Origin of the sequence: Microbacterium sp. AISO3 (genome assembly GCF_002204305.1) — a bacterium.
Classification (GTDB): Bacteria; Actinomycetota; Actinomycetes; order Actinomycetales; family Microbacteriaceae; genus Microbacterium; species Microbacterium arborescens.
Genome location: NZ_NHRF01000009.1, coordinates 1 through 22,638, shown reverse-complemented (window position 1 = coordinate 22,638; position 22,638 = coordinate 1). Strand labels below are relative to the sequence as shown.

Annotated in this window: 21 protein-coding genes; 13 read left to right on the top strand and 8 right to left on the bottom strand. The window is 70.3% G+C overall.

From position 1 onward, the window contains the following. Positions 1-82 precede the first annotated feature (82 nt). From CBF90_RS13045 to CBF90_RS13025, 5 genes are read left to right on the top strand one after another with little or no spacing between them, the layout of a single operon-like run. Entirely contained in the window at positions 83-1,348 is a 1,266-nt protein-coding gene (locus CBF90_RS13045; RefSeq protein WP_242435678.1) for an extracellular solute-binding protein, read from the top strand. A gap of 5 nt (positions 1,349-1,353) precedes the next feature. Further along, positions 1,354-2,304, top strand: a complete 951-nt coding sequence (locus CBF90_RS13040) for a carbohydrate ABC transporter permease (protein ID WP_088380841.1) — start codon at positions 1,354-1,356, stop codon at positions 2,302-2,304. Positions 2,305-2,308: 4 nt separating this feature from the next. Next, positions 2,309-3,193, top strand: a complete 885-nt coding sequence (locus CBF90_RS13035) for a carbohydrate ABC transporter permease (protein ID WP_023951834.1) — start codon at positions 2,309-2,311, stop codon at positions 3,191-3,193. A gap of 56 nt (positions 3,194-3,249) precedes the next feature. Beyond that, entirely contained in the window at positions 3,250-5,094 is a 1,845-nt protein-coding gene (locus CBF90_RS13030; RefSeq protein ID WP_088380789.1) for a glycoside hydrolase family 3 protein, read from the top strand. A gap of 37 nt (positions 5,095-5,131) precedes the next feature. After that, complete coding sequence (locus tag CBF90_RS13025) at positions 5,132-6,286, top strand: LacI family DNA-binding transcriptional regulator (protein WP_023951832.1); 1,155 nt, start codon at positions 5,132-5,134, stop codon at positions 6,284-6,286. Here the strand turns inward: CBF90_RS13025 and CBF90_RS13020 are convergent. Then, the gene (locus CBF90_RS13020; protein WP_023951829.1) at positions 6,276-7,145 is read right to left on the bottom strand and encodes a fumarylacetoacetate hydrolase family protein; all 870 of its coding nucleotides are present in this window, start codon (positions 7,143-7,145) and stop codon (positions 6,276-6,278) included. The two genes, CBF90_RS13025 and CBF90_RS13020, sit on opposite strands and share 11 nt — an antisense overlap. An 86-nt stretch (positions 7,146-7,231) precedes the next feature. Between CBF90_RS13020 and CBF90_RS13015 the strand changes: the two genes are divergently transcribed. From CBF90_RS13015 to CBF90_RS13005, 3 genes are all read left to right on the top strand, one after another. Next, complete coding sequence (locus CBF90_RS13015) at positions 7,232-8,401, top strand: PrsW family intramembrane metalloprotease (protein ID WP_088380788.1); 1,170 nt, start codon at positions 7,232-7,234, stop codon at positions 8,399-8,401. Positions 8,402-8,586: 185 nt separating this feature from the next. Next, positions 8,587-8,955 (top strand): FKBP-type peptidyl-prolyl cis-trans isomerase, encoded by a 369-nt coding sequence (locus CBF90_RS13010; RefSeq protein ID WP_023951826.1) that lies wholly within the window; start codon positions 8,587-8,589, stop codon positions 8,953-8,955. Positions 8,956-9,117: 162 nt separating this feature from the next. Beyond that, the gene (locus tag CBF90_RS13005) at positions 9,118-9,672 is read left to right on the top strand and encodes a YceI family protein (RefSeq protein ID WP_023951824.1); all 555 of its coding nucleotides are present in this window, start codon (positions 9,118-9,120) and stop codon (positions 9,670-9,672) included. Positions 9,673-9,747: 75 nt separating this feature from the next. Here the strand turns inward: CBF90_RS13005 and CBF90_RS13000 are convergent, their stop codons facing one another. Next, positions 9,748-11,052 carry an MFS transporter gene (locus CBF90_RS13000; RefSeq protein ID WP_023951822.1) on the bottom strand — a complete coding sequence of 435 codons (1,305 nt, stop codon included), beginning with the start codon at positions 11,050-11,052 and terminating at the stop codon, positions 9,748-9,750. Positions 11,053-11,170: 118 nt separating this feature from the next. Here CBF90_RS13000 and rpsO point away from each other — a divergent pair, with 118 nt between their 5' ends. Next, positions 11,171-11,440 (top strand): 30S ribosomal protein S15, encoded by a 270-nt coding sequence (rpsO, locus tag CBF90_RS12995; RefSeq protein WP_023951820.1) that lies wholly within the window; start codon positions 11,171-11,173, stop codon positions 11,438-11,440. Positions 11,441-11,625: 185 nt separating this feature from the next. Here rpsO and CBF90_RS12990 read toward each other — a convergent pair whose 3' ends face one another. Further along, the gene (locus CBF90_RS12990) at positions 11,626-12,639 is read right to left on the bottom strand and encodes an isopenicillin N synthase family oxygenase (RefSeq protein WP_064956939.1); all 1,014 of its coding nucleotides are present in this window, start codon (positions 12,637-12,639) and stop codon (positions 11,626-11,628) included. A gap of 9 nt (positions 12,640-12,648) precedes the next feature. Then, positions 12,649-13,812 (bottom strand): acyltransferase family protein, encoded by a 1,164-nt coding sequence (locus CBF90_RS12985; protein WP_064956938.1) that lies wholly within the window; start codon positions 13,810-13,812, stop codon positions 12,649-12,651. 147 nt (positions 13,813-13,959) lie between these two features. On the opposite strand from CBF90_RS12985, the gene CBF90_RS12980 reads away from it, so the two are divergent. Both CBF90_RS12980 and CBF90_RS12975 read left to right on the top strand, forming a co-directional pair. Beyond that, the gene (locus tag CBF90_RS12980) at positions 13,960-15,156 is read left to right on the top strand and encodes an LLM class flavin-dependent oxidoreductase (protein ID WP_088380840.1); all 1,197 of its coding nucleotides are present in this window, start codon (positions 13,960-13,962) and stop codon (positions 15,154-15,156) included. Then, positions 15,153-15,797 (top strand): CE1759 family FMN reductase, encoded by a 645-nt coding sequence (locus tag CBF90_RS12975; protein WP_023951815.1) that lies wholly within the window; start codon positions 15,153-15,155, stop codon positions 15,795-15,797. The genes CBF90_RS12980 and CBF90_RS12975 overlap by 4 nt, the downstream gene beginning before the upstream one ends. On the opposite strand, the gene CBF90_RS12970 is transcribed toward CBF90_RS12975, so the two are convergent. Next, positions 15,709-16,392 carry a DedA family protein gene (locus CBF90_RS12970; protein WP_064956936.1) on the bottom strand — a complete coding sequence of 228 codons (684 nt, stop codon included), beginning with the start codon at positions 16,390-16,392 and terminating at the stop codon, positions 15,709-15,711. The genes CBF90_RS12975 and CBF90_RS12970 overlap by 89 nt on opposite strands. A gap of 150 nt (positions 16,393-16,542) precedes the next feature. Between CBF90_RS12970 and CBF90_RS12965 the strand changes: the two genes are divergently transcribed. After that, positions 16,543-18,531 (top strand): GDSL-type esterase/lipase family protein, encoded by a 1,989-nt coding sequence (locus tag CBF90_RS12965; protein WP_088380787.1) that lies wholly within the window; start codon positions 16,543-16,545, stop codon positions 18,529-18,531. Between the two features lie 119 nt (positions 18,532-18,650). Here CBF90_RS12965 and CBF90_RS12960 read toward each other — a convergent pair whose 3' ends face one another. Beyond that, a complete protein-coding gene (locus CBF90_RS12960; protein WP_088380786.1) occupies positions 18,651-19,331 on the bottom strand; it encodes a response regulator in 681 nt (226 codons plus the stop codon). After that, positions 19,328-20,656, bottom strand: coding sequence for an ATP-binding protein (locus CBF90_RS12955; RefSeq protein WP_306460406.1), 1,329 nt, complete (start codon positions 20,654-20,656; stop codon positions 19,328-19,330). The genes CBF90_RS12960 and CBF90_RS12955 overlap by 4 nt, the downstream gene beginning before the upstream one ends. Before the next feature lie 90 nt (positions 20,657-20,746). Here CBF90_RS12955 and CBF90_RS12950 point away from each other — a divergent pair, with 90 nt between their 5' ends. Next, on the top strand, positions 20,747-22,195 hold the full coding sequence (locus tag CBF90_RS12950) for a cation:dicarboxylase symporter family transporter (RefSeq protein WP_088380785.1): 1,449 nt from the start codon (positions 20,747-20,749) through the stop codon (positions 22,193-22,195). Between the two features lie 135 nt (positions 22,196-22,330). Here the strand turns inward: CBF90_RS12950 and CBF90_RS18630 are convergent. Next, positions 22,331-22,638, bottom strand: a 308-nt coding sequence (locus CBF90_RS18630; RefSeq protein WP_206780507.1) for an HNH endonuclease signature motif containing protein, incomplete at its 5' end; no start/stop codon positions are given.

The following is a 22,638-nucleotide window of genomic DNA, read 5'->3' as shown; positions in this document are numbered from 1 at the left end:
CTCAAAGCGCTTAAACTCGACGACGGCGCAGAGGTTAAGCGCTTTGATCGCCGCGGCGATCCCGCGATTCAAGGAGGAAGACGTGAAGTTCAAGACAGTGGCAGGTGGCATCGCCACCCTGGCCGCGGTGTCGCTCATCCTGACCGGCTGCGGCCGGGCGGACGAGTCGGCTGCCGGACCTGCTGAGGTCACCACGATCGACGACAGCCCGGCGACGGGCACGATCAGCGTGTGGGCGATGGGTGCCGAGGGCGAAGCGCTGCCCGCGTTCGTCGAGAAGTTCCAGGAAGCGAACCCGGACGTGAAGATCGACGTCACCGCCATTCCGTGGGACGCGGCGCACAACAAGTTCCAGACGGCGATCGCCGGCGGGAACACCCCCGATGTCGCCATGGTCGGCTCGACGTGGATGGCCGACTTCGGCGACGCGTTCGCCACCGTCCCGGCCGAGATCGCGACCGACGGCTTCTTCCCCGGTGCCCTCAGCACGACGGAGTTCGACGACCGCGCCGCCGGCGTGCCCTGGTACGTCGACACGCGGGTGCTCTACTACCGGACCGATCTCGCGCAGCAGGCGGGCTGGACGCAGGCTCCCACCTCGTGGGACGAACTGCAGCAGCTCGCCGCCGACATGAAGGACAAGGCCGGCGCCGAGTACGGCATCCGGATGCCGGGCGGCAACGACTCGTTCCAGGGCGCGATGTGGATGCCGTGGTCTGCCGGTGCCGAGCTCACCGACGGTGACGCCTGGACGCTCGACACCCCCGAGATGACCACGGGGCTGGAGTACTACAAGAGCTTCTTCGACACGGGCCTCGCCGACGCGAACGCCGACATCTCGGCCGGAGCCACGGAGGCCGAGTTCGTGGCCGGGACCACCCCGATGGTCGTCGAGGGCCCGTTCCTGCGTGGTCAGCTCGAGCTGCTGGGCGGCCCCGACTTCGCCTCGAAGTACGCCACAGCGGTCCTGCCCGCCGACACCGGGTCGGTCTCGTTCAGCGGCGGCGCCAACCTCGTCGTGTTCAACCAGAGCAAGAACGCCGAATCGGCGTGGAAGCTCGTCCGTTGGCTCAGCGAGCCGGAGACCCAGGCGGCCTTCTACGAGACGACGGGTGACCTGCCCGCTCTCCAGGCGGCGTGGGACGCTCCTGCGCTGGCAGACGACGCGAGCCTGACGACCTTCGGCGAACAGCTCCAGACCGCCAAGGCTCCGCCCGTGACGACCAGCTGGGTGCAGGTCGCCGCGAAGGGCGACCAGGCCCTCGAGCAGCTGCGCCGCGGCGGCGCCGACGTTCCCGCGGTGCTGCAGAAGCTGCAGGCCGACGCCGACGCGATCGGACTCGAGTGACCTCGATGTCCACCACCACCCTCCCCGCGGCCGGAGTCGACTCCGGCCGCGGGGCCTCCCGCCCCGGCGGGCTGCACGCGAGGCAGCGCAAGCGCCATGCCCTCATCGCCTGGGCGTTCTGCCTGCCCTTCGTCGCGGTCTTCGCCGTCTTCATGCTGATCCCGATCGTCGGCTCGTTCGCGATGTCGTTCACGGACTTCACGGCGCGTGACATCACTTCGCCCTTCGCGGTGAACTTCGTCTGGTTCGACCAGTTCGCGACGCTCTTCGGCGACCCGCGCTTCCTCACCTCCCTCGGGGTCACCGCGATCTTCGTCGTGGTGGGCATCCCGGTCACGATGGTGCTGGCCCTCGCCCTCGCCCTGGCACTCAACAGCGGCGGCGGGCGCATCGTCGCGTTCTTCCGGGTCGGCTTCTACGCACCGGTGGTCACGAGCATCGTGGCGGTCGCGGTCGTCTGGCGGTACATCCTCCAGCCCGACGGCCTTCTCAACTCGGCCCTCGCCCTCGTCGGCATCGACGGTCCCAACTGGCTGAACGATCCCGCTTTCGCTCTGCCGTCGCTGATCATGATGGCGGTGTGGCGCAACGTCGGCACGCTCATGGTCATCTTCCTCGCGGGCCTGCAGGCCGTGCCTCAGGACGTCAACGAGGCCGCGACGATGGACGGCGCATCAGCCTGGCGGCGTCTGACCTCGGTCACCCTTCCGCTGCTGCGGCCGACGATCCTCCTCGGCGCGGTGCTCATCTCCGTCGGCTACCTGCAGTTCTTCGAGGAGGCGTTCGTCATGACCAAGGGCGGGCCGCTCGACTCCACCCTGTCGGTCGCGTACTACACCTTCCAACAGTTCGGCTTCGGCGAATACGGCCTGGCGTCAGCCGCCAGCTACGTCCTGTTCCTGGCCATCGCGCTGCTGAGCCTGCTGCAGTTCCGGCTGCTCCGTTCGAAGGACTGACCCGATGACAACCATCCCCGCTCCCGTGGTGGACACCGTCACGCCACCGCCCGCTCCCCGGCGCCGCCGCCGTCGGTTCGGCCCGCGCGCGATCACCTACACCGTCCTGACGGTCGGACTCGCCCTCTGGCTCATCCCGTTCCTGTGGATGGTGCTGGGATCGGTCAAGACGCAGGGCGAGATCCTGCGCCGTCCGCCCACGTGGTTCCCGGAGAACCCGACGGGCGAGAACTTCGCGCAGTGGTTCGGGCCTTTGGACTTCGGCCACTTCTTCGCCAACAGCCTCATCGTCGCGGTCGTCACCGTCCTCGGCAACATCGTGTTCTGCTCGATGGTGGGCTACGCCCTGGCGAAGATGGAGTTCCCCGGCAAGAAGGCGCTCTTCGTCCTCGTCATGGTGACGCTCATGGTGCCGGGAGTCGTCACCTTCGTGCCCCTGTTCGTGATGGTCTCCTCGCTCGGGCTCGTCAACACCTATCCCGCGCTCATCCTGCCCTTCATCACCGCCCCCATCGGCGTGTTCCTCATGCGGCAGTTCATCATGGGCATTCCCGACGCGTTGCTCGAGGCGGCGCGCCTCGACGGGGCGGGGGAGTGGCGCATCTTCTCGCGCATCGTGATGCCGCTGTGCGGGCCGCCGCTCGCGACCCTCGGCATCCTGACGTTCCTCGCCTCATGGAACAACTTCCTGTGGCCCCTGGTGGCCGCCCAGACCGAGGAGATGTACACGCTCCCCGTGGCGCTGTCGCTCTACTCCACGGGGCAGAACGCGACCAACTACGGACTGCTCCTGGCCGGCTCGGTGCTCGTCATCGCGCCCATCATCGTGCTGTTCGTGTTCCTGCAGCGCTGGTTCATCCGGGGCGTTGCCACCACCGGCCTGAAGTGACCCTCGCGCGGACCTCCGCGTCGCCGCATCCGTCCCCCCACGATCGAAAGTCCCTCATGCGACCCGAATTCCACACCGCCCCCGACGGAACCCGCTTCCGCGACCTCAACGGCAACGGCATCCTCGACCCGTACGAGGACCCGCGCCTGACCCCCGAGGAACGCACCGACGATCTTCTCGGCCGGATGTCGCCGGCCGAGAAGATCGGCCTCATGTTCCAGACCGTCATCGAGATCGGCCCCGACGGCGAGCTCCTCGAGACGCCGGGGGCCATCTCGAAGTCGCCCACGACCGATGTCGTGGTCGGCAAGAACATGACGCACTTCAACGTGCACGCCATCCGGACCGCCCGCGAGGGCGCGCGCTGGAACAACAACCTCCAGCGTCTCGCCGAGTGCACGCCGCACGGCATCCCGGTCACGATCAGCACGGATCCGCGGCACGCCTTCGTCGAGAACACCGGGGTCGCCTTCTCGGCGGGACCGTTCTCGCAGTGGCCCGAGCCGCTGGGTCTCGCCGCTCTCGACGACCTCGAGGTCATCGAGCAGTTCGCCGACGTCGCCCGACGCGAGTACTGCGCGGTCGGCATCCGAGCCGCGCTGCATCCGCAGATCGACCTGCCCACGGAGGCGCGATGGGGGCGGCAGGCGCAGACCTTCGGCTTCGATGCCGAACGGGTCTCGCAGATCACCGCCGCCTACCTCCGGGGCTTCCAGGGCGACGAGCTCGGTACCGAGAGCGTCGCCTGCACGACGAAGCACTTCCCGGGCGGCGGGCCTCAGCTCGACGGCGAGGACGCGCACTTCCCGTACGGCCGCGAGCAGGTGTACCCGGGCGGCATGTTCGACTACCACCTCGAGCCCTTCCGCGAGGCGATCCGGCGCGGCACGGCCGGCATGATGCCGTACTACGGCATGCCTGTCGGACTCGAGCGGAACGGGGTGCCGATCGCCGAGGTGGGGTTCGCCTACAACCGTCAGATCGTGACGGACCTCCTGCGCGACGAGCTCGGCTACGACGGCGTCGTCGTCACGGACTGGGAGCTCGTCAACGACAATCACGTCGGCGATCAGGTGCTGCCGGCGCGGGCGTGGGGCGTCGAGGACCTCGACCCCACCGAGCGGATGCTGCGGCTGCTGGATGCCGGTGTCGACCAGTTCGGCGGCGAGGAGTGCACGGAGCTGCTGGTCGACCTCGTCGAGTCCGGCACCGTGCCCCTCGAGCGCATCGACGTGTCCGCCCGCCGCATCCTGCTCGTGAAGTTCCGGCTGGGCCTCTTCGACGACCCGTACGTCGACGAGGACGCGGCCGAGCGCATCGTCGGCAACGCCGATTTCCGCGAGCTCGGGACCCGTGCGCAGGCGGAGTCGCTGACCGTCCTGCAGAATCGCGACGACGTGCTGCCCATCCGCTCGGAGCCCCGGCCGAGGATCTACGCCGAGAACGTCGGCGACAGCGCACTCGCCGCGTACGGCGACCGCGTCGAGCGGCCCGAGGATGCCGACGTCGCGATCGTCCGTGTCGGAGCGCCCTTCGAGCCCCGCGACGACCTGTTCCTCGAGAAATGGTTCCACCAGGGTTCTCTCGACTTCGGGCCCGGACTCGTGTCGCGGTTGGGCCGTGTCGCCGCCCACGCCCCGCTGGTGCTGGTCGTCGGTCTCGACAGGCCCGCCGTGCTCACCCCCTTCGTCCCCATCGCCTCGGCGATCGTCGCCGACTACGGCAGCTCGGATGCCGCGGTGCTCGCCGCTCTCACCGGCGCCGTGCCGCCGCGGGGAACGCTGCCGGTCGAGATCCCGCGATCGATGGAGGCCGTGCGCCGCTCCCGGACCGACGTCCCGGGCGACACGGACGAGCCGATCTTCCCGCGGGGGACCGGGCTGTCGATCGTGCCGGCGTGAGGCGCGTCGGTAGACTCCCCGGGGAATCGAGGTAGTCATGGTGGTCGGACGGCCCACGGTGTACGACGTCGCGGAACGGGCCGGGGTGTCGATCGCGACGGTCTCCTTCGCGTTCCGGCGCCCCGACAAGGTGCGCACCGAGACGCGTGACACGGTGCTGCGTGTCGCGCGCGAGCTCGGATACGTCCCGAGCGGATCGGCCCGGAACCTCGCACGCGGCCGCACCGGTGTGCTCGGGCTGCACCTGTTCGACCTGCTGGTCGAATCGGCGCCGCCCGTCGAGACGGGGCTGTCCGCGGGCGCGCCGTCCGCCGGGCCGACGCCGCCACCCGGGCTCACCGATCTCGCCGAGCTCGACCTCGACGTCGACCTGATCGCCTGGGACGCCGACGAGGACGTCCGCCGGAGTGCTCCGCGCACCTTCCCGCTCTACGTCGACGAGATCCAGCGCGGCTTCGTGCTCGAGTGCAAACGGGCCGGCACCGCGGTGCTGCTCAGCACCGGGGGCCTGGGAGCATCCGAGATCGCCGACACGGCGGGCCAGGTCGACGGCCTCGCGATCCTCCCGGGGCCGACGGTGACGGCATCCCTCGGCTCGGTGTCGTCGACGCTTCCGGTCGCCGTGCTCAGCTCGCCGCTCGGCGACGCGCACCACGTCCTCGCCGACAACGCGGGCGGGGAGCGGATGCTCGTCGAGCATTTCGTCGAGGTCCACGGCGTCTCCACCTTCGGGTGGATCGACGCGCCCGCGGGCTTCGACACCGACGAGCGCCGCGCTGCCTTCTTCGAGGCCGTCGCGGCCCATCCCGGCGCGAGCGCGGAGATCATCGACACCGTCGAGCTCGAGCGCGCGCCGGTTTTCCCGGGGCTCAGCTCACGGGCGCACGCGGGCACGCTGCCTGACGCGGTCCTGTGCGCGACCGATCAGATCGCGCTCGCTGCGCTCGACGTGCTGCACGCCCGCGGTGTGCAGGTGCCGCACGACGTCCGGCTCGCGGGCTTCGACGGCATCCAGGCGGCGGGGATGTCGTCGCCCCCGCTCACCACCGTGCGTCAGCCGATGGAACTCATGGGGCGCATCGCCGCCCACCTGCTGCTGAACGATCCGGGCGACGGGTCAGCGCGCCGAAGCGTGCGCGTCGAGGTGGGACTCCGGGTCGGCGGGAGCTGCGGGTGCGCGGTCAGTCCGTGATGCGGCAGTGCGTCCGCAGCTCGCCGATCCCGTCGATCCCGACGGTCACGACGGAGCGGTCGCGCAGGAAGATCTGCGGGTCGCGCGAGTAGCCCGCTCCGCCCGGGCTGCCGGTCGAGATGAGCGTGCCGGGCAGCAGCGTCGCCGCGGTCGAGAGGTGCGCGACGAGCGTGGCCACCGATCGGATCATCTGCCCCGTCGAGGCGTCCTGCACCGTCTGTCCGTCGACGACCGCCCAGATGTGCAGGTCCTGCGGGTCGGCGATCTCATCGGCGGTCACCACGTACGGCCCCGTCGGGGTGAACCCGTCGAACGACTTGCAGCGCGACCACTGCGCCTCGGAGAACTGGATGTCGCGCGCGGTGATGTCGTTGACCACGGTGTAGCCCCAGACGTGGTCGAGGGCGGCGTCGGCGGTCACATCCTTCGCCGCCGTTCCGATGATGACGCCGAGCTCGGCCTCGTAGTCGACGGACTCGCTGAGGCTCCGCGGCCACGACGTGATGGCCTCGTGAGCGGTGAGCGAGTTCGGCCACAGGGTGAAGACGGTGGGTGCGGTGTCGGCCTTCAGGCCCAGCTCGCTCGAGTGCGCCGCGTAGTTCAGGCCGACGGCGAGGACGATCGGCGGGGCCAGGACGGCCGACGCGAACGCCGAACCGTCGATGCCGTGCCACGCGACGTCGTCGCCCGTCGAGGCATCGGCGACGCGGGCGAGCCCGTCGTCACCGAGCTCGATGAGCTGCTGCAGACGCTCGGGTGCGCCGGCGAACAGGTCGCCGACGAAGGTGGCCCGGTCGTCGTCGACGAGCACGAGGCGGGGATCGTCGGCCCCCGCGGTCATCACGTGGGCAAAGCGCATACTGTCAGGCTACCCGGCTCGCGACTCGGTCGCGGCGCGGGCTGCTCATCATCGGGCGGAGCCCGCTCGCGCCCTAGGGTGGGGGCGTGTCGTTCCCGTCGCCCCTGTCGCAGCCGCAGCCCGGTCATCCCGGTCCCATCCCGGCCGCACCGACGTCGCCGCCCGTCGTGCCGGTGCGGGTACGCCCCGGGGGATGGGCCGCCCTCTGGGTGGGCGCCGTCCTCGTGCTGCTGCTGCTCGGACTCGTCGCCTACCTGGTCTCCTTCCTGGGGTGGTTCGCGGCGATCGTGGGTGCGGTGCTGGCCCTGCTTCCGCTGCTCGGCGTGCTCTGGGCCGTCCGCATCGTCGATCGGTGGGAGCCCGAGCCGCCGCGGCTGCTGTGGCTCGCCCTCGGGTGGGGAGCCGTCGCCTCGGTGGTCATCGCGCTGGGCGTCGACCTGCTGGTGACGATCGTGGCCGGTCCCGCGCGCGACCCGCTCGCGCAGGCGATGGGGAGTGTCGTGCAGGCGCCGATCGTGGAGGAGATCGCGAAGGGGCTCGGCGTCCTCCTCATGCTCCGCATCGGCCGCCGGTACTTCGACGGCCCCGTCGACGGCGTGGTCTATGGCGCGATGATCGGTGCCGGCTTCGCCTTCACCGAGAACATCCTCTACTTCGCCGACAGCCTGATCACCGGCGGTATCGCGCAGGTGTCGGTGACCTTCGTGCTGCGCGGCATCCTCTCGCCCTTCGCGCACGTCATGTTCACCGCCGCCACGGGGTTCGCGGTCGGACTCGCGGTGCGCCGCGGCGCGCGCGGCAGCGCCGTCTTCGGGCCGTGGGCGACCGGTCTCGCCGTCGCGATCCTGCTGCACGCGCTCTGGAACGGTTCGGCCGCGTTCGCCGACTTCTTCGCTCTCTACGTCACGCTGCAGGTGCCCCTGTTCATCGGATTCGTGCTCGGTGTCCTGCTGCTGCGACGCGAGGAGGCGCGGCTCACGCGGGAGCGCCTCCACGACTACGCGGCAGCGGGATGGTTCACCCCCGTCGAGGTCGACCTCCTCGCCACCGGGGGAGGCCGGCGGCGCGCGCTGGCCTGGGCGCGGACCCTCCCCGGTGACCGCAGCGAGACGATGCGCGCCTTCATCGCCGAGGCCACGCGTCTGGCTGCGGCGCGGCAGCGGGCGCTGACCGGCCGTGACGATCGGGCCCTTGCCGACGAGCGCGAGCATCTCGCCCGGGCCACGCGCCTGCGCCAGACGCTGTTGCGCCCGTGACGCGGGACCGGGACGGCGCCGCCCGGTGAAAGACTCAGCGCCCGGTGCTGCGGCGATGCCTGCATGTCTCCCGGGCGCTGAGTTGGCCTGCCCTCATGATCCTCCCGCCGCCGCGCCGCGTCAAGAGGCGCGCTCGGACGGGCCCCGCGTTGCACCGGCTCGCGCCCTCGGGTTGGATGGACATCATGACTGACGACCGCACCAAGCCCGAGATCGACGCCCCCGAGGGTCCCGCGCCCGATGACCTCGTCGTTCGCGACCTGATCGTCGGCGACGGCGCCGAGGCCAAGCCCGGCGACACCGTCACCGTCCACTACGTCGGCGTCGAGTACACCTCCGGCGAGGAGTTCGACTCGTCGTGGAACCGCGGTGAGAGCATCCAGTTCCCGCTGCGCGGACTCATCCAGGGCTGGCAGGACGGCATCCCGGGCATGAAGGTCGGCGGACGCCGCGAGCTCGTGATCCCGCCGCACCTGGCGTACGGCCCCGCCGGCGGCCACTTCCTCGGCGGCAAGACCCTGATCTTCATCATCGACCTGCTCGCGGTCGGCTGAGCGGGCGAATACCTCTCGACGGGCGGATGCTGCGCGACGCGGCATCCGCCCGTCGCCGTTCGGCCACCGAAAATTTACATTCGCGGGAATAGGCTGTGCGAGGGTCGCGTTGCCGCCCCTGTACGCCGGACCCCTCCCGGACACCTACAACGAAGGACGATCATGACCACGACCACCGACATCCCCGGTTACAAGGCTGGCACCTGGGTGCTCGACGCCTCCCACAGCGAGGTGGGCTTCAGCGTCCGCCACATGATGATCTCGAAGGTGCGCGGCACCTTCGCCGTCGCCGAGGCGACCATCGTCGCCCCCGAGAACCCGCTCGAGCTGACGCTCGACGCCAAGGTCGACGTCGCCTCGATCAACACCAAGGACGAGGGGCGTGACAACCACCTCCGCAGCGCCGACTTCTTCGACGTCGAGAAGTACCCGAACATCACGTTCGTCTCGACCGGTGTGCGTCAGCAGGGCGGCGACTTCCTCGTCGACGGTGACCTCACCATCAAGGACGTCACCAAGCCGGTGACCTTCGAGGTCGAGTTCGGTGGCTTCGGCACCGACCCGTGGGGCAACTACAAGGCCGGCGCGACGGCGAAGACCGTCATCAACCGCGAGGAGTTCGGCCTCACCTGGAACGCCGCGCTCGAGACCGGCGGCGTGCTCGTCGGCAAGGACGTCACGATCGAGCTCGACCTGCAGGGCTCCATCCAGGCCTGATCGCCCGGATACCCACGAGGGGCGGATGCCGCGGCATCCGCCCCTCGTCGTGTCATCGGCCCCGGTTCGGCCGGCTCAGGGCGTCGGGTGTGCCGCATCGTAGGAACGGAACGCGGGGGCCAGGCGAACGAGCAGCGCCACCAGCCCGACGATGATGAACCCGCCGAGCAGCGGCGGGAACCACAGCGCCGTGACCGTCGCGAGGGTGCCGGCGTACAGCGCGCCCAGACGCGGACCGCCCGCCACGACGACGATGAACAGGCCCTGCAGGCGGCCCCGGATCGCGTCGGGGACGGCGGCCTGCACCATCGTGTTCCGGTAGATCGAGCTGACGTTGTCGGCAGCGCCCGACCCGGCCAGGGCGATCGCCGCGAGGGCGATGAGCGCGACGTTCGCGGAGTCCTCGCCCACGTTTCCGGGGGAGAGCACGCCCAGCGAGCCCGCGAGCAGGACGCCGCCGAACAGGGCGATCGTGATGCCGTAGGCGATGATCGCCCGCTCGATTCCGCGCCCGTGCATCGGGTAGCGCGCGATCGGTCCCGAGAACAGGCTCGAGAAGAACGCTCCGACGGCGATGGCGGCCGTCAGCAGCCCCGTGGTGATCGCGCCGCCACCGAGGAGGACGGCCCCGATGGCCGGGAAGAGCGCGGTGGGCTGCCCGAAGGTCATCGCGATGATGTCGAGGATGAACTGCAGCCGGATGTTCTTCGCCCGCTTGATGAAGCGCCAGCCGTCGGCGAGCGAGCGCAGCCCCGGGCGCACGACGGCGCCCTCCGGGCGAATGCTGGGCAACGACCAGAGGCCGAGGAAGAGGGCGCTCATCAGCACGAGGTCGATCGTGTAGGTCCAGCCGTAGCCGGTGAAGGCCACGAGCAGCCCGGCCGCGGCCGGCCCGACCGAGACCATGATGCCCATCGTGATGCCCCCGAGCGCTGAGGCTGCGGGCAGCAGCTCGCGGGGGATCAGCCGCGGCACGATCGCCTGCCGTGCCGCCATGACGACCGAATTGGCCGCGGAGTTCACGACCGCGATGGCGTACAGCCACGCGACCGTCTCGCCACCGCTCCAGGTCAGGACCATCAGGACGGCCGTCGAGGCGAACGTCACGGATGCCGCGATGAGGGCGACCCGCCGCCGGTCGAACGCGTCGGCGAGCATGCCCCCGTAGAGGCCGGCGATGATCATCGGCACGAGCCCGGCGACCGCGATCATCGCGACGGCGAACGTCGACGCCGTCAGGTCGTACATGTGGAGCATGATCGCGACGATCGTCAGTTGCCCCCCGAGACCCGCGAGGGTCGAGCCGACCCACATGCGCGCGAAGGCGGGGGAGGTGGTCAACGGCCGCAGATCGATGAGGTGATCCCGACGCAGGCGCATCAGACGAGCCTAGATGACTGGTACAGTAGAGCGGTTGCCGTTCGATCGGCCGCGGATAAAGAGAGCTCGCACATCGGGTGACGGGCGCCGCGCAATGAGAAGGAAGGGGATCCCATCTATGGCACTCGAAGCAGACGTCAAGAAGGCGATCATCGAAGAGTACGCGACGCACCCCGGTGACACCGGATCCCCCGAGGTGCAGGTCGCGCTCATGTCGCAGCGCATCAAGGACCTCACCGAGCACCTCAAGACCCACAAGCACGACCACCACTCGCGCCGTGGGCTCTTCCTGCTCGTCGGTCAGCGCCGTCGACTGCTCGGCTACCTCCAGGAGCTCGACATCCAGCGTTACCGTACGCTGATCGAGCGCCTCGGTCTCCGCCGCTAAGGAGAGCGACTCCGCGCACAATCGCGCAAAACATTCTTGCGAAGGCCGTCCCAGGTGTGGGGCGGCCTTCGGCTTTTCCCGAGCCGGCGTCGCGAGAACGTACCTTCACCGCGAGAACGTACGCCATCTGGTACGTCGTCGCGGAGACGGTGCGTGCTCAGCGGCGGGTGTTCGGCGGGGTGTGCTCAGCGGCGGGCCGCGGCGAGCAGGTCGGCGTGCCAGCGCTCGGCGACGTCGGGGTGGGCCCGCAGGCGCGACTTCAGTGCGTTCTCGCCGTGGACCCCGTGAATGGGGTTGCTCGGGTCCTTCGTGACGCCCTTCGCCTCGGCGGCGAGCTCTGCGGGCAGCTCGATGAGCGGGAATCGGGCGTCGAGGGCGGGGTTGAAGAAGAACGGCACCGAGATGCGGTCGTCGGGGTACCGCGGCGACACGACGCGGTGGTTCGTCGCGATGAGATAGCCGTCGGTCGCGTACTCGAGCAGTTCGCCGATGTTGACGACGAAGGCTCCCGGCACCGGTGGAGCGTCGACCCATTCGCCCTCGCGCTGCACCTGCAGCCCGCCCTTGCCGGGCTCGACCCACAGCAGCGTCAGGGCGCCCGAGTCCTTGTGCGCCCCGACGCCCTGCTGCGGTGTCGGGTCGTCCTTGCCGGGGTAGCGGACGATCTTCAGCAGCGTCTGGGGTTCGCCGAAGTGGTCGTCGAAGTACGTCGAGGGCGCGCCGAGCGCTTCGGCCCAGGCGCGGAGCAGGCGCCGCGCGACCTCCGAGAGGTGGGCGACCCACGCATCGGCGACCTCACGCAGCTCGGGCTGCGCCGCGGGCCAGAGGTTCGGCCCGATGAGGCGCGCGTAGTCGGGGGCCTCGGGATCGGTCACCGCGGGCCGCTCGGGGCCGATGTCAATCTGCTCGCGCCAGTCGACCCGGCCCTGGGTGAGCTCGCCGCCCACGCGCGTGTAGCCGCGGAAGTGCGGGCTGTTGACGTTCTCGATCGCGAGCTTGTCGTCCTCGGGCAGGGCGAAGAACTCCCGCGCGACGCGGTGCAGGCGGTCCTCGAGCCCCTCGGGGATGCCGGTGCCGGTGAGGTAGAAGAAGCCGACGTCGTGCGTCGCGGCGCGCAGCTCGTCGCGGAAGCGGGCGATGTGGTCGGCGTCGCCGTCGAGCTGCGAGAAGTCGAGAACGGGGAGGGAGAGCTCGCTCATGCAGCGAGGTTACGAGCCGTCTGCGGCATCCGCTCGATTGTTGCGCGGGATGACCGCGCCGGGCTCTCGCGGACGACGCGAGCCCGTCGGATCGTTGCGCCGGCCCTCGCGTCCGGCGAGCTCCGGGTCGCGGAACAGCCATGCGGGGCGCGGCTCGACGAGCCGTCGGAACAAGCGTCGCACCGGCGCTGTGGCGAGTCCGAGCGCGATGAGAACCGACGCGACGACGACGAGCGGCAGCCATACCCACGTCGGCTCGGCATCGCGCAGCACGCCCGATTCCCGGAACGGGTACAGCACGAACGAGTGCAGCAGGTAGACGTACATCGTGTACTGCCCGAGGCGGGTCCAGCGGTGCGAGCCGCGGGGGATGAGGGCGAAGAAGGATGCCGTGAGGGCCAGCGCCACGAGGACGAGGGCGATCCGCACCGCTCCCGCCCACCACTCGGAGCTGCCCGCGTCGGAGTAGCTCGCGTCGTAGAACATCCACTTGCCGAGGTTGATGTCGCGCCACGTGCCGATGAAGGCCCACGCCGCCCAGCCGGCGAGCCCGAGCGTCGCGATGGCCGCCGTCACGGTCGCGGCATTGCGTCGCAGCAGGTCGAACCTGTCGACCACGTCGCGGTCGCGCAGCCACCAGCCCAGGACGAAGAAGGGCAGGAAGCCGAGGGTGCGCGACAGCGACAGGGTCGAGTCGATGTTGGGGAGGTAGCCCGAGACGATCGAGATCGCGACGGCCCACAGCAGCGGCCACCGCAGGAGCGCGAGGTAGGGCAGCACGAGGCGGAAGATGCCCAGTGCCAGCAGGAACCACAGCGTCCACGAGGGCTGCGTCGGGTTGGGGTTCGCGTGTCCTTCGACGAGGAACTTCGTGAGCGTCCACAGGCCCTCGAAGATCGCGTACGGCACGATGATGTCGGTGATGACGCGGGCCATCTGTCGCCGCGACGGCGGATCGGACTTCGAGAAGTAGCCCGAGATGATCGCGAACGCGGGCATGTGGAACGCGTAGATCACGAGGTACATCGCCATCGCGATGTCGGAGTCGTACGTCAGGCGCTGGACGGCGTGTCCCAGCACCACCAGCACGATGCAGGCGAAGCGGGCGTTGTCCCAGAAGGGCACGCGCCGCTTCGGGCGCGTTCCGGTCGTGCCGGTGGCGGGATGCGTCATCGTGGATGAAACACTATCCCGCGGGAATAGTCCGAGCGCGACGGCGTTGCATGGTTTATATTCATTTGCATGAAACGGATGCCGCGGCATCCGGGAAGGCGGACCGACGTGAACACGCACACGAGCGAACACACCGGCTGGTCGGGGATGCAGTTCGGCATCTTCTCCGTGAGCGACATCACGGCAGACCCGACGACCGGCCACACCCCGAGCGAGGCGGAGAAGATCCGCGCAGCCGTGACCATCGCCAAGCACGCCGAGGAGGTCGGGCTCGACGTCTACGCGATCGGAGAGCACCACAACCCGCCGTTCTGGTCGTCCTCGCCCACCACGACGCTCGCCTACATCGCGGCGCAGACCGAGCGCCTCATCCTCTCCACCGCCACGACGCTCATCACGACGAACGACCCGGTGAAGATCGCCGAGGACTACGCGATGCTGCAGCACCTGTCGGGCGGCCGCGTCGACCTCATCATGGGCCGTGGCAACACCGGCCCGGTGTACCCGTGGTTCGGCAAGGACATCCGTCAGGGTCTGCCGCTCGCGATCGAGAACTACGCCCTGCTGCACAAGCTGTGGCGGGAGGACGTCGTCGACTGGGAGGGCAAGTTCCGCACCCCGCTGCAGGGCTTCACCTCGACGCCCCGCCCGCTCGACGGCGTCGCGCCGTTCGTCTGGCACGGCTCGATCCGCACCCCCGAGATCGCCGAGCAGGCCGCCTACTACGGCGACGGCTTCTTCGCGAACAACATCTTCTGGCCCAAGGAGCACTACCAGCGCCTGATCGACCTGTACCGTCAGCGCTTCGCTCACTACGGCCACGGCACCCCCGAGCAGGCGATCGTCGGTCTCGGCGGCCAGGTTTTCATGAGCGCCAACTCGCAGGATGCCGTCCGGCAGTTCCGTCCGTACTTCGACAACGCGCCCGTCTACGGCCACGGCCCCTCGCTCGAGGACTTCAGCGAGATGACCCCGCTGACGGTGGGATCGTCGCAGCAGGTCATCGACCGATACGCCGCCATGCGCGAGACGTTCGGCGACTACCAGCGTCAGCTGTTCCTCATCGACCACGCGGGGCTGCCGCTGAAGACGGTCCTCGAGCAGCTCGACATCCTGGGCGGCGAGGTCGTGCCCGTGCTGCGCAAGGAGCTCGCGCAGGGACGCCGCGCCGCGGTGCCCGACGCCCCGACGCACGCTGCGCGCGTCCGTGAGGTGTACGGTGACGGCCCCGCTCGCGAGGCGCGGCCCCGCGCCAACCGCGGCGACAACCTCAGCGGCCCTTCGCCCTACCAGGACGCTCCGGCGCCCGCAGGTTCGGCCTTCGGCGTGGCGGCGGCACGATGAGCGCGCGCCGGATCGCCGTCGTGTCGGCGGGGCTGTCGAACCCGTCGTCGACGCGGATGCTGGCCGATCGGCTGGCGACCGCCACGATCGCGGAGCTCGCGGCATCCGACATCACCGCGACCGCCGACGTCATCGAGCTGCGCGATCTCGCGCACGACATCACCAACAACCTCCTGACCGGCTTCGCGCCGCCCGCGCTCGAGTCGGCGATCAACTCGGTCGTCTCGGCCGATGCGCTCATCGCCGTGACGCCGATCTTCTCGACGAGCTACTCGGGACTGTTCAAGTCGTTCATCGACGTGCTCGATCCCGACTCGCTCACCGGGAAGCCGGTGCTCATCGGGGCCAACGCGGGCACGGCACGGCACTCGCTGGCGATCGACTACGCCATCCGCCCGCTGTTCGCCTACCTGCACGCGGCCCCGGTCTCGACCGGCGTGTTCGCGGCATCGAGCGACTGGGGGAGCAAGGCCGACGAGGTCGCTCCGCTGAGCGCCAGGGTCGAGCGCGGGGCGCGTGAGCTGGCGGCGGCCGTCGTGGCACGCACGCCCGTCACCGACGCGGATCCGTTCGACCCGGCCTCGTACCTGGGCGAGGGCAAGTCGTTCGGTCATCTGCTGGGCGGTCTCGCGGGGGAGTGACCCGCTCGCGGCGCCGCGCGACGGCGGCCGTGATCAGATCGATCACGACGCCCAGCGCGAGCGCCGCGACGACCGACAGGACGACCGCGAGAAGCGGAGCATCGGGAAGAAGCGCGCCGATCGCCGCTCCGATGATGCTCTGATAGGCGGCCCAGGTCGTGGCCGCGACCGCGGCGACGGTGAGGAAGCGCGCGGCAGACACGCGCGTCGCGCCCGCGGTGAGGTTGACCGCGAGGCGCGCGAAGGGGATGAAGCGGGCGGTGAAGACGACCGTCGCCGTTCCCCGCTGCAGCCGAGCCCCCGCCCACGTGAACGCGCGCTGCACGCGCGGATGCCGCATCCATCGCCAGCGGCGGAGGCCGATCCGACGCCCCACGGCGTAGCAGAGCGCATCCCCGCAGAACGCCGCCGCCGCGGCGACACCGACGACGGCCGCCACGGGGGGATCGCCGGTCGACGCCGCGAGTGCTCCCGCCGCCGTCACCGCGATCTCCCCGGGAACGACGACCAGCACCGAGTCGAGCAGGACGAGCACGAAGACCGCGACGAGGAGCCACGGCCCGCCGGAGATCGCGTTCAGCAGGTCGGCCAGCACGTGGCATCCCTATCAGCCGGGGATGAACGGTGCGGGAACGGCGACGGTCAGGCATCCGCGAGGTGACCGGCCGCCGAGGAACGCGTGAACAGTGCGCGATACCTGCCGCATCCGCGCGTGCCGAGGCGTAGCGGGCGACACCCTGGTCTCGTGAGAGTCGCGGTGGTCACCGAGTCCTTCCTCCCCCACATGAACGGGGTGACCGGTTCTGTGCTGCGGGTGCTCGAGCATCTCGAGCGTCGCGGGCATGAAGCTTTCGTCGTCGCGCCGGGCGCGGGCCGCCGGCATCCGCTCGCTGTTCCGGGCCGGTCGGTCAGGTCGATCCCGATGCCCCGCTATCCGGCGGTGCGCGTCGCCGCTCCGCCGGTGGCATCGGTCACCCGCGCCCTGCGTTCGTTCCGACCCGACGTCGTGCACCTGGCTTCGCCGTTCCTCCTCGGGTGGCAGGGGCTGCTCGCAGCCGACGGTCTCGGTGTGCCGAGCGTCGCCGTCTACCAGACCGACGTCATCGCCTACACCGAGCGCTACGGCCTGCCGCACGCCACCGCGCTCACGGCGGCACACGTGCGGCGACTGCATCGCCGCGCGACGCTGACGCTCGCTCCCGCCGATGCGGCGCGACGCCAGCTCGTCGGCCTCGGGGTGGATCGTGTGGCGATCTGGGGCCGCGGGGTCGACGGCATCCGCTTCGCACCGCATCGGCGCGACGAAGCGTGGCGGGCCCGGACCGTGCCGGGGGCGACGAGCGGCGAGGTCGTGGTCGGCTACGTCGGGCGGCTCGCACCCGAGAAGCAGATCGAGGACCTCGCCGCGCTGAGCTCGCTGCCCGGAGTGCGACTGGTCATCGTGGGCGACGGTCCGTCACGGGCGGGGCTCGAGCGCCTGCTGCCGGATGCCGTGTTCCTCGGGCATCTGCAGGGTGATGAGCTGGCCACGGCGATGGCGAGCTTCGACGTGTTCGTGCACCCGGGTGAGAGCGAGACGTTCGGACAGACCATCCAGGAGGCGCAGGCGAGCGGTGTGCCGGTCGTCGCGACCGGACGCGGGGGACCCCTGGATCTCGTCCGCAGCAGTGTCGACGGGTGGCTCTACCGGCCCGGTGACCCCGACGACCTCCGCAGCCGGGTCGCCGACCTGGCGGGTGACGCCGCCAAACGGCGAGCGTTCGGTGCCGCCGCGCGGGAGGCCGTCGCCGCGCGGACCTGGGAGAGCCTCGGCGACGCGCTGCTCGGCCACTACGAGCGTGCGGGTGAGCTGCATGCGCTCGACCGCGCGCGGCGCGCGCGGGTGTGGCCGCGAGCCGAGCTGCCCGCCGCCGCAGACGGACCACCGCTCTGGCGGCGCTACGTCGCGCTGGGCGATTCGATCACGGAGGGGCTCTGCGACACCTCTCGAATGCCCGCGGGCATGCACCGGGGCTGGGCCGACCGCCTCGCGCAGCTGCTCGCCTCGGCGGCGCCGCGCGTCGGCGGGGGAACGGGCGCCTTCCAGTACGCGAACCTCGCCGTGCGCAGCAGACGGGTGCGTCACCTCGTCGACGAGCAGGTGCCGGCGTGTCTGGCGCTGCGACCCGACCTCGTCTCGGTGCTCATCGGAGCCAATGATCTCGTGCAGGCACGGGTCGACGTCGCGAGCGTCGCAGACGAGGTCGAGATCGCCGTCCGGCGGTTGCGGGAGTCCGGCGCCGACGTGCTGCTCGCCACCGTGTTCCTTCCCGGCCGGGCCGCCGCGGGCATCTTCGCCCGCCGGTTCGCCGCCTACAACGCGCGGTTGCGGACGATCGCAGCGACGACGGGCGCGATCCTGGTCGATCTCGAGGCGGTGCCGGAGCTCGCCCGCCTGGAACTGTGGGCCGACGACAAGGTGCACCTGCGCTCGCGCGGGCACCGGCTCGTGGCTTATCGCGCCGCGGAAGCGCTCGGGGTGCCGCATGCCGAGGCGCTGGCCGGTCTCGACGAGGCCTTCCACCTCGATGACGACCCGGTTGTGCCCGGGACATGGCTGCGGCGCGATGCTCTGCCGTGGGTGTGGCGGCGCCTGCGCGGTCGTACCGCCGGCGACGGTGTCGCCCCCAAGCTCCCCGCCTACGTGCGCATCGGCCCCATGGACTCGCGCCGCTCGCCCTCCCCGCAGCAGTAGCCCGCCCCGCCCCGCCCCGCCCCGCCCCGCCCCGACGAGCGCGTACCGTTCCCGCGACAACGCACCTTCGCCGGTACGCGTTCACGGCACGGGTGCGTTCTCGGCGGAGCGGGCGGGGGTCACGCGCGCCAGCGGTACTCGGCCTCGGGACGGCCGGGGGTGCCGTAGCGCTGGGCGCGCTCGGCGCGGCCGGCGTCGGCGAGGTGTTCGAGGTATCGACGGGCGGCGACCCGCGACATCCCGAGCGCCTCCGCAGCCTCGCGGGCCGACAGGGCGCCCGCGTCGCGGAGCCGGTTCGACACGCGCTCGAGCGTTTCGGGGGCCAGGCCCTTCGGGATCGGCGCGGTGATCGGTCGCAGCGCCCCGAGCAGTGCGTCGATCTCGGCCTGGGTCGCTGCGCCCGTGGTCTCGCTCGCGCGTGCGCGGAATCGCGCGTACTGCGACATCCGTTCCTGGAAGTCGGCGAAGGTGAACGGCTTCACGAGGTACTGCACCGCGCCGAGGCCGACGACCTGGCGCACCACGTCCGCATCGCGCACGGAGGTGATCGCGATGACGTCGACATCGCGCGCTCGTGCTCGCAGATGACGGAGGACATCGAGTCCTGAGCCGTCCGGCATCGTCATGTCCAGCAGCACGAGGTCGATCTCGTCGGCGGTGGGACTGTCGAGGAGTGCCCGCAGCGCCGCGCGCGCCCCGCTGCATTCGGCCACGACACCGAACCCGTCGAGCCGGTCGATGTAGTGACGGTGCAGGTCGAGGGTGAGGGCTTCGTCGTCGACGAGCAGCACGCCGATCATGCTTGCCTCCTCGGCAGGATGACGCGGAACGTCGTCGGGTCGTGGTCGAGGGCGAGGGTACCGCCGGCGTCGTCGACGATCGCCGCGACGAGGGCGAGGCCTACACCGCGACCCTCGGCGGCGGCGGGCTTGGTCGAGAAGCCGTGCTCGAAGATCCGGCGCCGAAGCTCGGGAGGAACGCCGGTTCCCGAGTCGGAGACGGCGATCTCGAGCTCGTCCTCCTCGGTGCGCGTCATCCTGATCTCCACCCAGCGCGGTTCGGGTCCGGCGGCGGCGGCGTCGAGCGCATTGTCGATGAGATTACCGACGACCGAGACGGCGTCGACCGGCGAGAGCACCGAGCGAGGCGCGTCGGGTTCGATGCGGGAGCGCCACCGGATGCCGCGTTCCTTGGCCTGCGAGGCCTTGCCGAGCAGCAGCGCCCCGACGGTCGGGTCACCGTCGCGGCGGGCGGCGACCTCGTCGACCAGCACCTGGCTCTGCCGCGAGGTCTCGGCGAGGATCTCGATCGCTTCGGGGGTGCGACCCAGCTCGAGCAGGGCGATGGCGGTGTGCATGCGGTTGCCGTGCTCATGAGTCTGCGCCCGCAGGGCTTCGCCGAGGGTGCGGAGCGACTCGAACGACGAGACGGCGTCGCGGATGGCGCCGGCGGGCAGGTCTCCGGTGACCTGCCGCGTCGCCCGACGTGCGACGACGGCTCCGACGAGACCGGCTGCGAGAAGCGCGGCCGCGATGCCGATGACGACGAGGATGCGGGGCCCCAGAGTCGCCGCGATGCTGCCGATCGTCACGCCGACCGAGACCCACCCGACGACGGAGCCGTCGCTCTCCACGGGCACGATCGTGCGGATCGAGGGGCCGAGGGTGCCCGTGAACTCCTCGGTGAGGGCCCGGGGTGCGGTGGGGATGGAGCCGAGATAGCGCTCGCCGATCCGCTCGGGGTCGCGATGCGTGATCCGGATGCCGCCGGGATCCATGATCGTGACGAAGTCGACGCGCGCATCGACGATGACCTGCTCGACCTGGGGCTGCAGTGCTGCGGACGCGAGGTCGCGGTCGCCGGTGGCGAGGAGGTCGGCGACCTGCGCCGAGTCGGCGACGGTCTGCGCGACGGCCTGGGTGACGCGCTCAGCCTCGGACCGCGCGGACCGCTGCCCGTCGGCGATGAGGATGCCGGCGATGGCCAGGGTGAGGACGGCCACGGCCACGGCGATCGCCACGAACACCAGCGAGGCGGCGCTGCGGGTACGCGTCGTCATGCCGCTCTCGCTCTCGTCGTCATCGTCGGGTGCGCCCGGGTCGCGGGCCGCGACCAATACGACCATAAATCGGCGTGCGAGCGGAACAGTCCGACGCTGAGAGCGCACCGACAGAGACGTCGGCATCGGACAACGACTGTTCAGCTGGAGGAGACCATGGCTCTCACATCATCTTTTCGCCTGCCGGGGTACAACGCCCGGAAGGGCAAGCAGGCCTGGGACAAGCACACCTGGCTCTACGTCTCGGTCATCCTGGCGGTCGTGCTGGGCGCGATCGTCGGGCTCGTGTGGCCCACCTTCGCGGTCGGCCTCGAACCGCTCGGGAAGGGCTTCGTCAACCTCATCAAGATGATGATCGCGCCGATCATCTTCTGCACGATCGTGGTGGGCGTCGGCTCGATCGCCAAGGCCGCGACGGTCGGACGCATCGGTGGTCTCGCGCTGCTCTACTTCATGGTGATGTCGACGTTCGCCCTGGCGATCGGTCTCATCGTGGGCAACATCATCCACCCGGGTGAGGGGCTCAACATGCAGAGCGCGGTCTACGACGCCGGGACGGCGGCCGAGGCGAAGTCGACGACCGACTTCCTGCTCGGCATCATCCCCACCACGTTCTTCTCGGCGTTCACCGGTGAGAGCGTGCTCCAGGTGCTGTTCATCGCGCTGCTGGTCGGATTCGCGCTTCAGGGACTCGGTGAGAAAGGCGCGCCGATCATGAGCGCCGTGAAGAACCTGCAGACGCTCGTCTTCCGCATCCTCGGCATGATCCTGTGGCTCGCTCCGATCGGCGCCTTCGGGGCGATCGCCGCTTTGGTGGGCAAGACCGGTGTCGCCGCCATCGTGAGCCTCGGCGTGCTGATGATCGCGTTCTACATCACGTGCATCGTCTTCATCGTCGCGGTGCTCGGCACGCTGCTCTACGCCGTGGCGCGGATCAACATCTTCAGCCTGATGAAGTACCTCGCACGCGAGTACCTGCTGATCGTCGGGACGTCGTCGAGCGAGTCGGCGCTGCCCCGCCTGATCGCGAAGATGGAGCACGTCGGCGTCTCGAAGCCGGTCGTGGGCATCACCGTCCCCACGGGATACTCCTTCAACCTCGATGGGACGGCCATCTACCTCACGATGGCGTCGCTGTTCATCGCCGCGGGTATGGGCGCTCCCATGTCGATCCCCGAGCAGATCGGCCTGCTGGTCTTCATGATCATCGCCTCGAAGGGTGCGGCCGGAGTCACCGGTGCGGGACTGGCAACCCTCGCGGGCGGTCTGCAGGCGTACCGCCCCGACCTCGTCAACGGCGTCGGCGTGATCGTCGGTATCGACCGCTTCATGTCGGAAGGTCGCGCGCTGACCAACTTCACGGGCAACGCCGTCGCCACGATCCTCATCGGAACCTGGACCCGCGAGTTCGACCGCGACCAGGCCCGCGCCGTCCTCAGCGGAGAGCGCCCGTTCGACGAGGCGATGCTCTCCGGTCATGGTCACGACGGGATGTCGGACGACACCGGTGCCGTCAACACGCAGGGCCTCGGTGACGCCGCTCTCGAGGAGGCGGCGGCCAAGGAGGAGCGCGCTCGCCTCCGTCGCGAGGCCGCGACGCGCTGACCGTTCCCCTTATCCGGCGGCCGCGGATCCGAGCAATCGGATGCCGCGGCCACCGGCGTTCCCGACGGCAGGACAAACCGGGTCGGCGGCGCGCAGGGCAACGCGCCCGGCGAGGAGAAGCTGGAACTCGACCGCTCAGAATGGCGCGGCCCCCGGGTCGGGTGGGTCTGTGGTCGTGAAGGCGACGAGGGGTGGTGGTGCGTCTTCGCGGTAGATCCGTCCGGTGGGGGAGGTCCAGACGAGCCGACCACCCGGAAGCTGTTGGACTCGCCAGCGGGTGTGGTGTTTGACGTCGTGGTGTCTCTTGCAGAGGTTCGCGAGGTTGCACACGTGCGTTGGGCCGCCGGCTGAGGCGGCGACGGTGTGGTCGAGCTCGCATCGGATCGCGGGTTGCCGGCATCCGGGGAACCGGCAGTGCCGGTCACGTGCCCGCAGCAGCCGGA

Excerpts from the sequence above, each read along its gene's own strand:
- CBF90_RS12985 (WP_064956938.1), bottom strand. The coding sequence starts at position 13,812 with ATGACGCATCCCGCCACCGGCACGACCGGAACGCGCCCGAAGCGGCGC.
- CBF90_RS13020 (WP_023951829.1), bottom strand. The coding sequence starts at position 7,145 with ATGCGCTTTGCCCACGTGATGACCGCGGGGGCCGACGATCCCCGCCTC.
- CBF90_RS13030 (WP_088380789.1), top strand. The coding sequence starts at position 3,250 with ATGCGACCCGAATTCCACACCGCCCCCGACGGAACCCGCTTCCGCGAC.
- CBF90_RS12960 (WP_088380786.1), bottom strand. The coding sequence starts at position 19,331 with ATGATCGGCGTGCTGCTCGTCGACGACGAAGCCCTCACCCTCGACCTG.
- rpsO (WP_023951820.1), top strand. The coding sequence starts at position 11,171 with ATGGCACTCGAAGCAGACGTCAAGAAGGCGATCATCGAAGAGTACGCG.
- CBF90_RS12975 (WP_023951815.1), top strand. The coding sequence starts at position 15,153 with ATGAGCGCGCGCCGGATCGCCGTCGTGTCGGCGGGGCTGTCGAACCCG.
- CBF90_RS13010 (WP_023951826.1), top strand. The coding sequence starts at position 8,587 with ATGACTGACGACCGCACCAAGCCCGAGATCGACGCCCCCGAGGGTCCC.
- CBF90_RS12955 (WP_306460406.1), bottom strand. The coding sequence starts at position 20,656 with ATGGTCGTATTGGTCGCGGCCCGCGACCCGGGCGCACCCGACGATGAC.
- CBF90_RS12950 (WP_088380785.1), top strand. The coding sequence starts at position 20,747 with ATGGCTCTCACATCATCTTTTCGCCTGCCGGGGTACAACGCCCGGAAG.
- CBF90_RS13035 (WP_023951834.1), top strand. The coding sequence starts at position 2,309 with ATGACAACCATCCCCGCTCCCGTGGTGGACACCGTCACGCCACCGCCC.
- CBF90_RS13000 (WP_023951822.1), bottom strand. The coding sequence starts at position 11,052 with ATGCGCCTGCGTCGGGATCACCTCATCGATCTGCGGCCGTTGACCACC.
- CBF90_RS12990 (WP_064956939.1), bottom strand. The coding sequence starts at position 12,639 with ATGAGCGAGCTCTCCCTCCCCGTTCTCGACTTCTCGCAGCTCGACGGC.
- CBF90_RS12980 (WP_088380840.1), top strand. The coding sequence starts at position 13,960 with ATGCAGTTCGGCATCTTCTCCGTGAGCGACATCACGGCAGACCCGACG.
- CBF90_RS13040 (WP_088380841.1), top strand. The coding sequence starts at position 1,354 with ATGTCCACCACCACCCTCCCCGCGGCCGGAGTCGACTCCGGCCGCGGG.
- CBF90_RS13025 (WP_023951832.1), top strand. The coding sequence starts at position 5,132 with ATGGTGGTCGGACGGCCCACGGTGTACGACGTCGCGGAACGGGCCGGG.
- CBF90_RS13005 (WP_023951824.1), top strand. The coding sequence starts at position 9,118 with ATGACCACGACCACCGACATCCCCGGTTACAAGGCTGGCACCTGGGTG.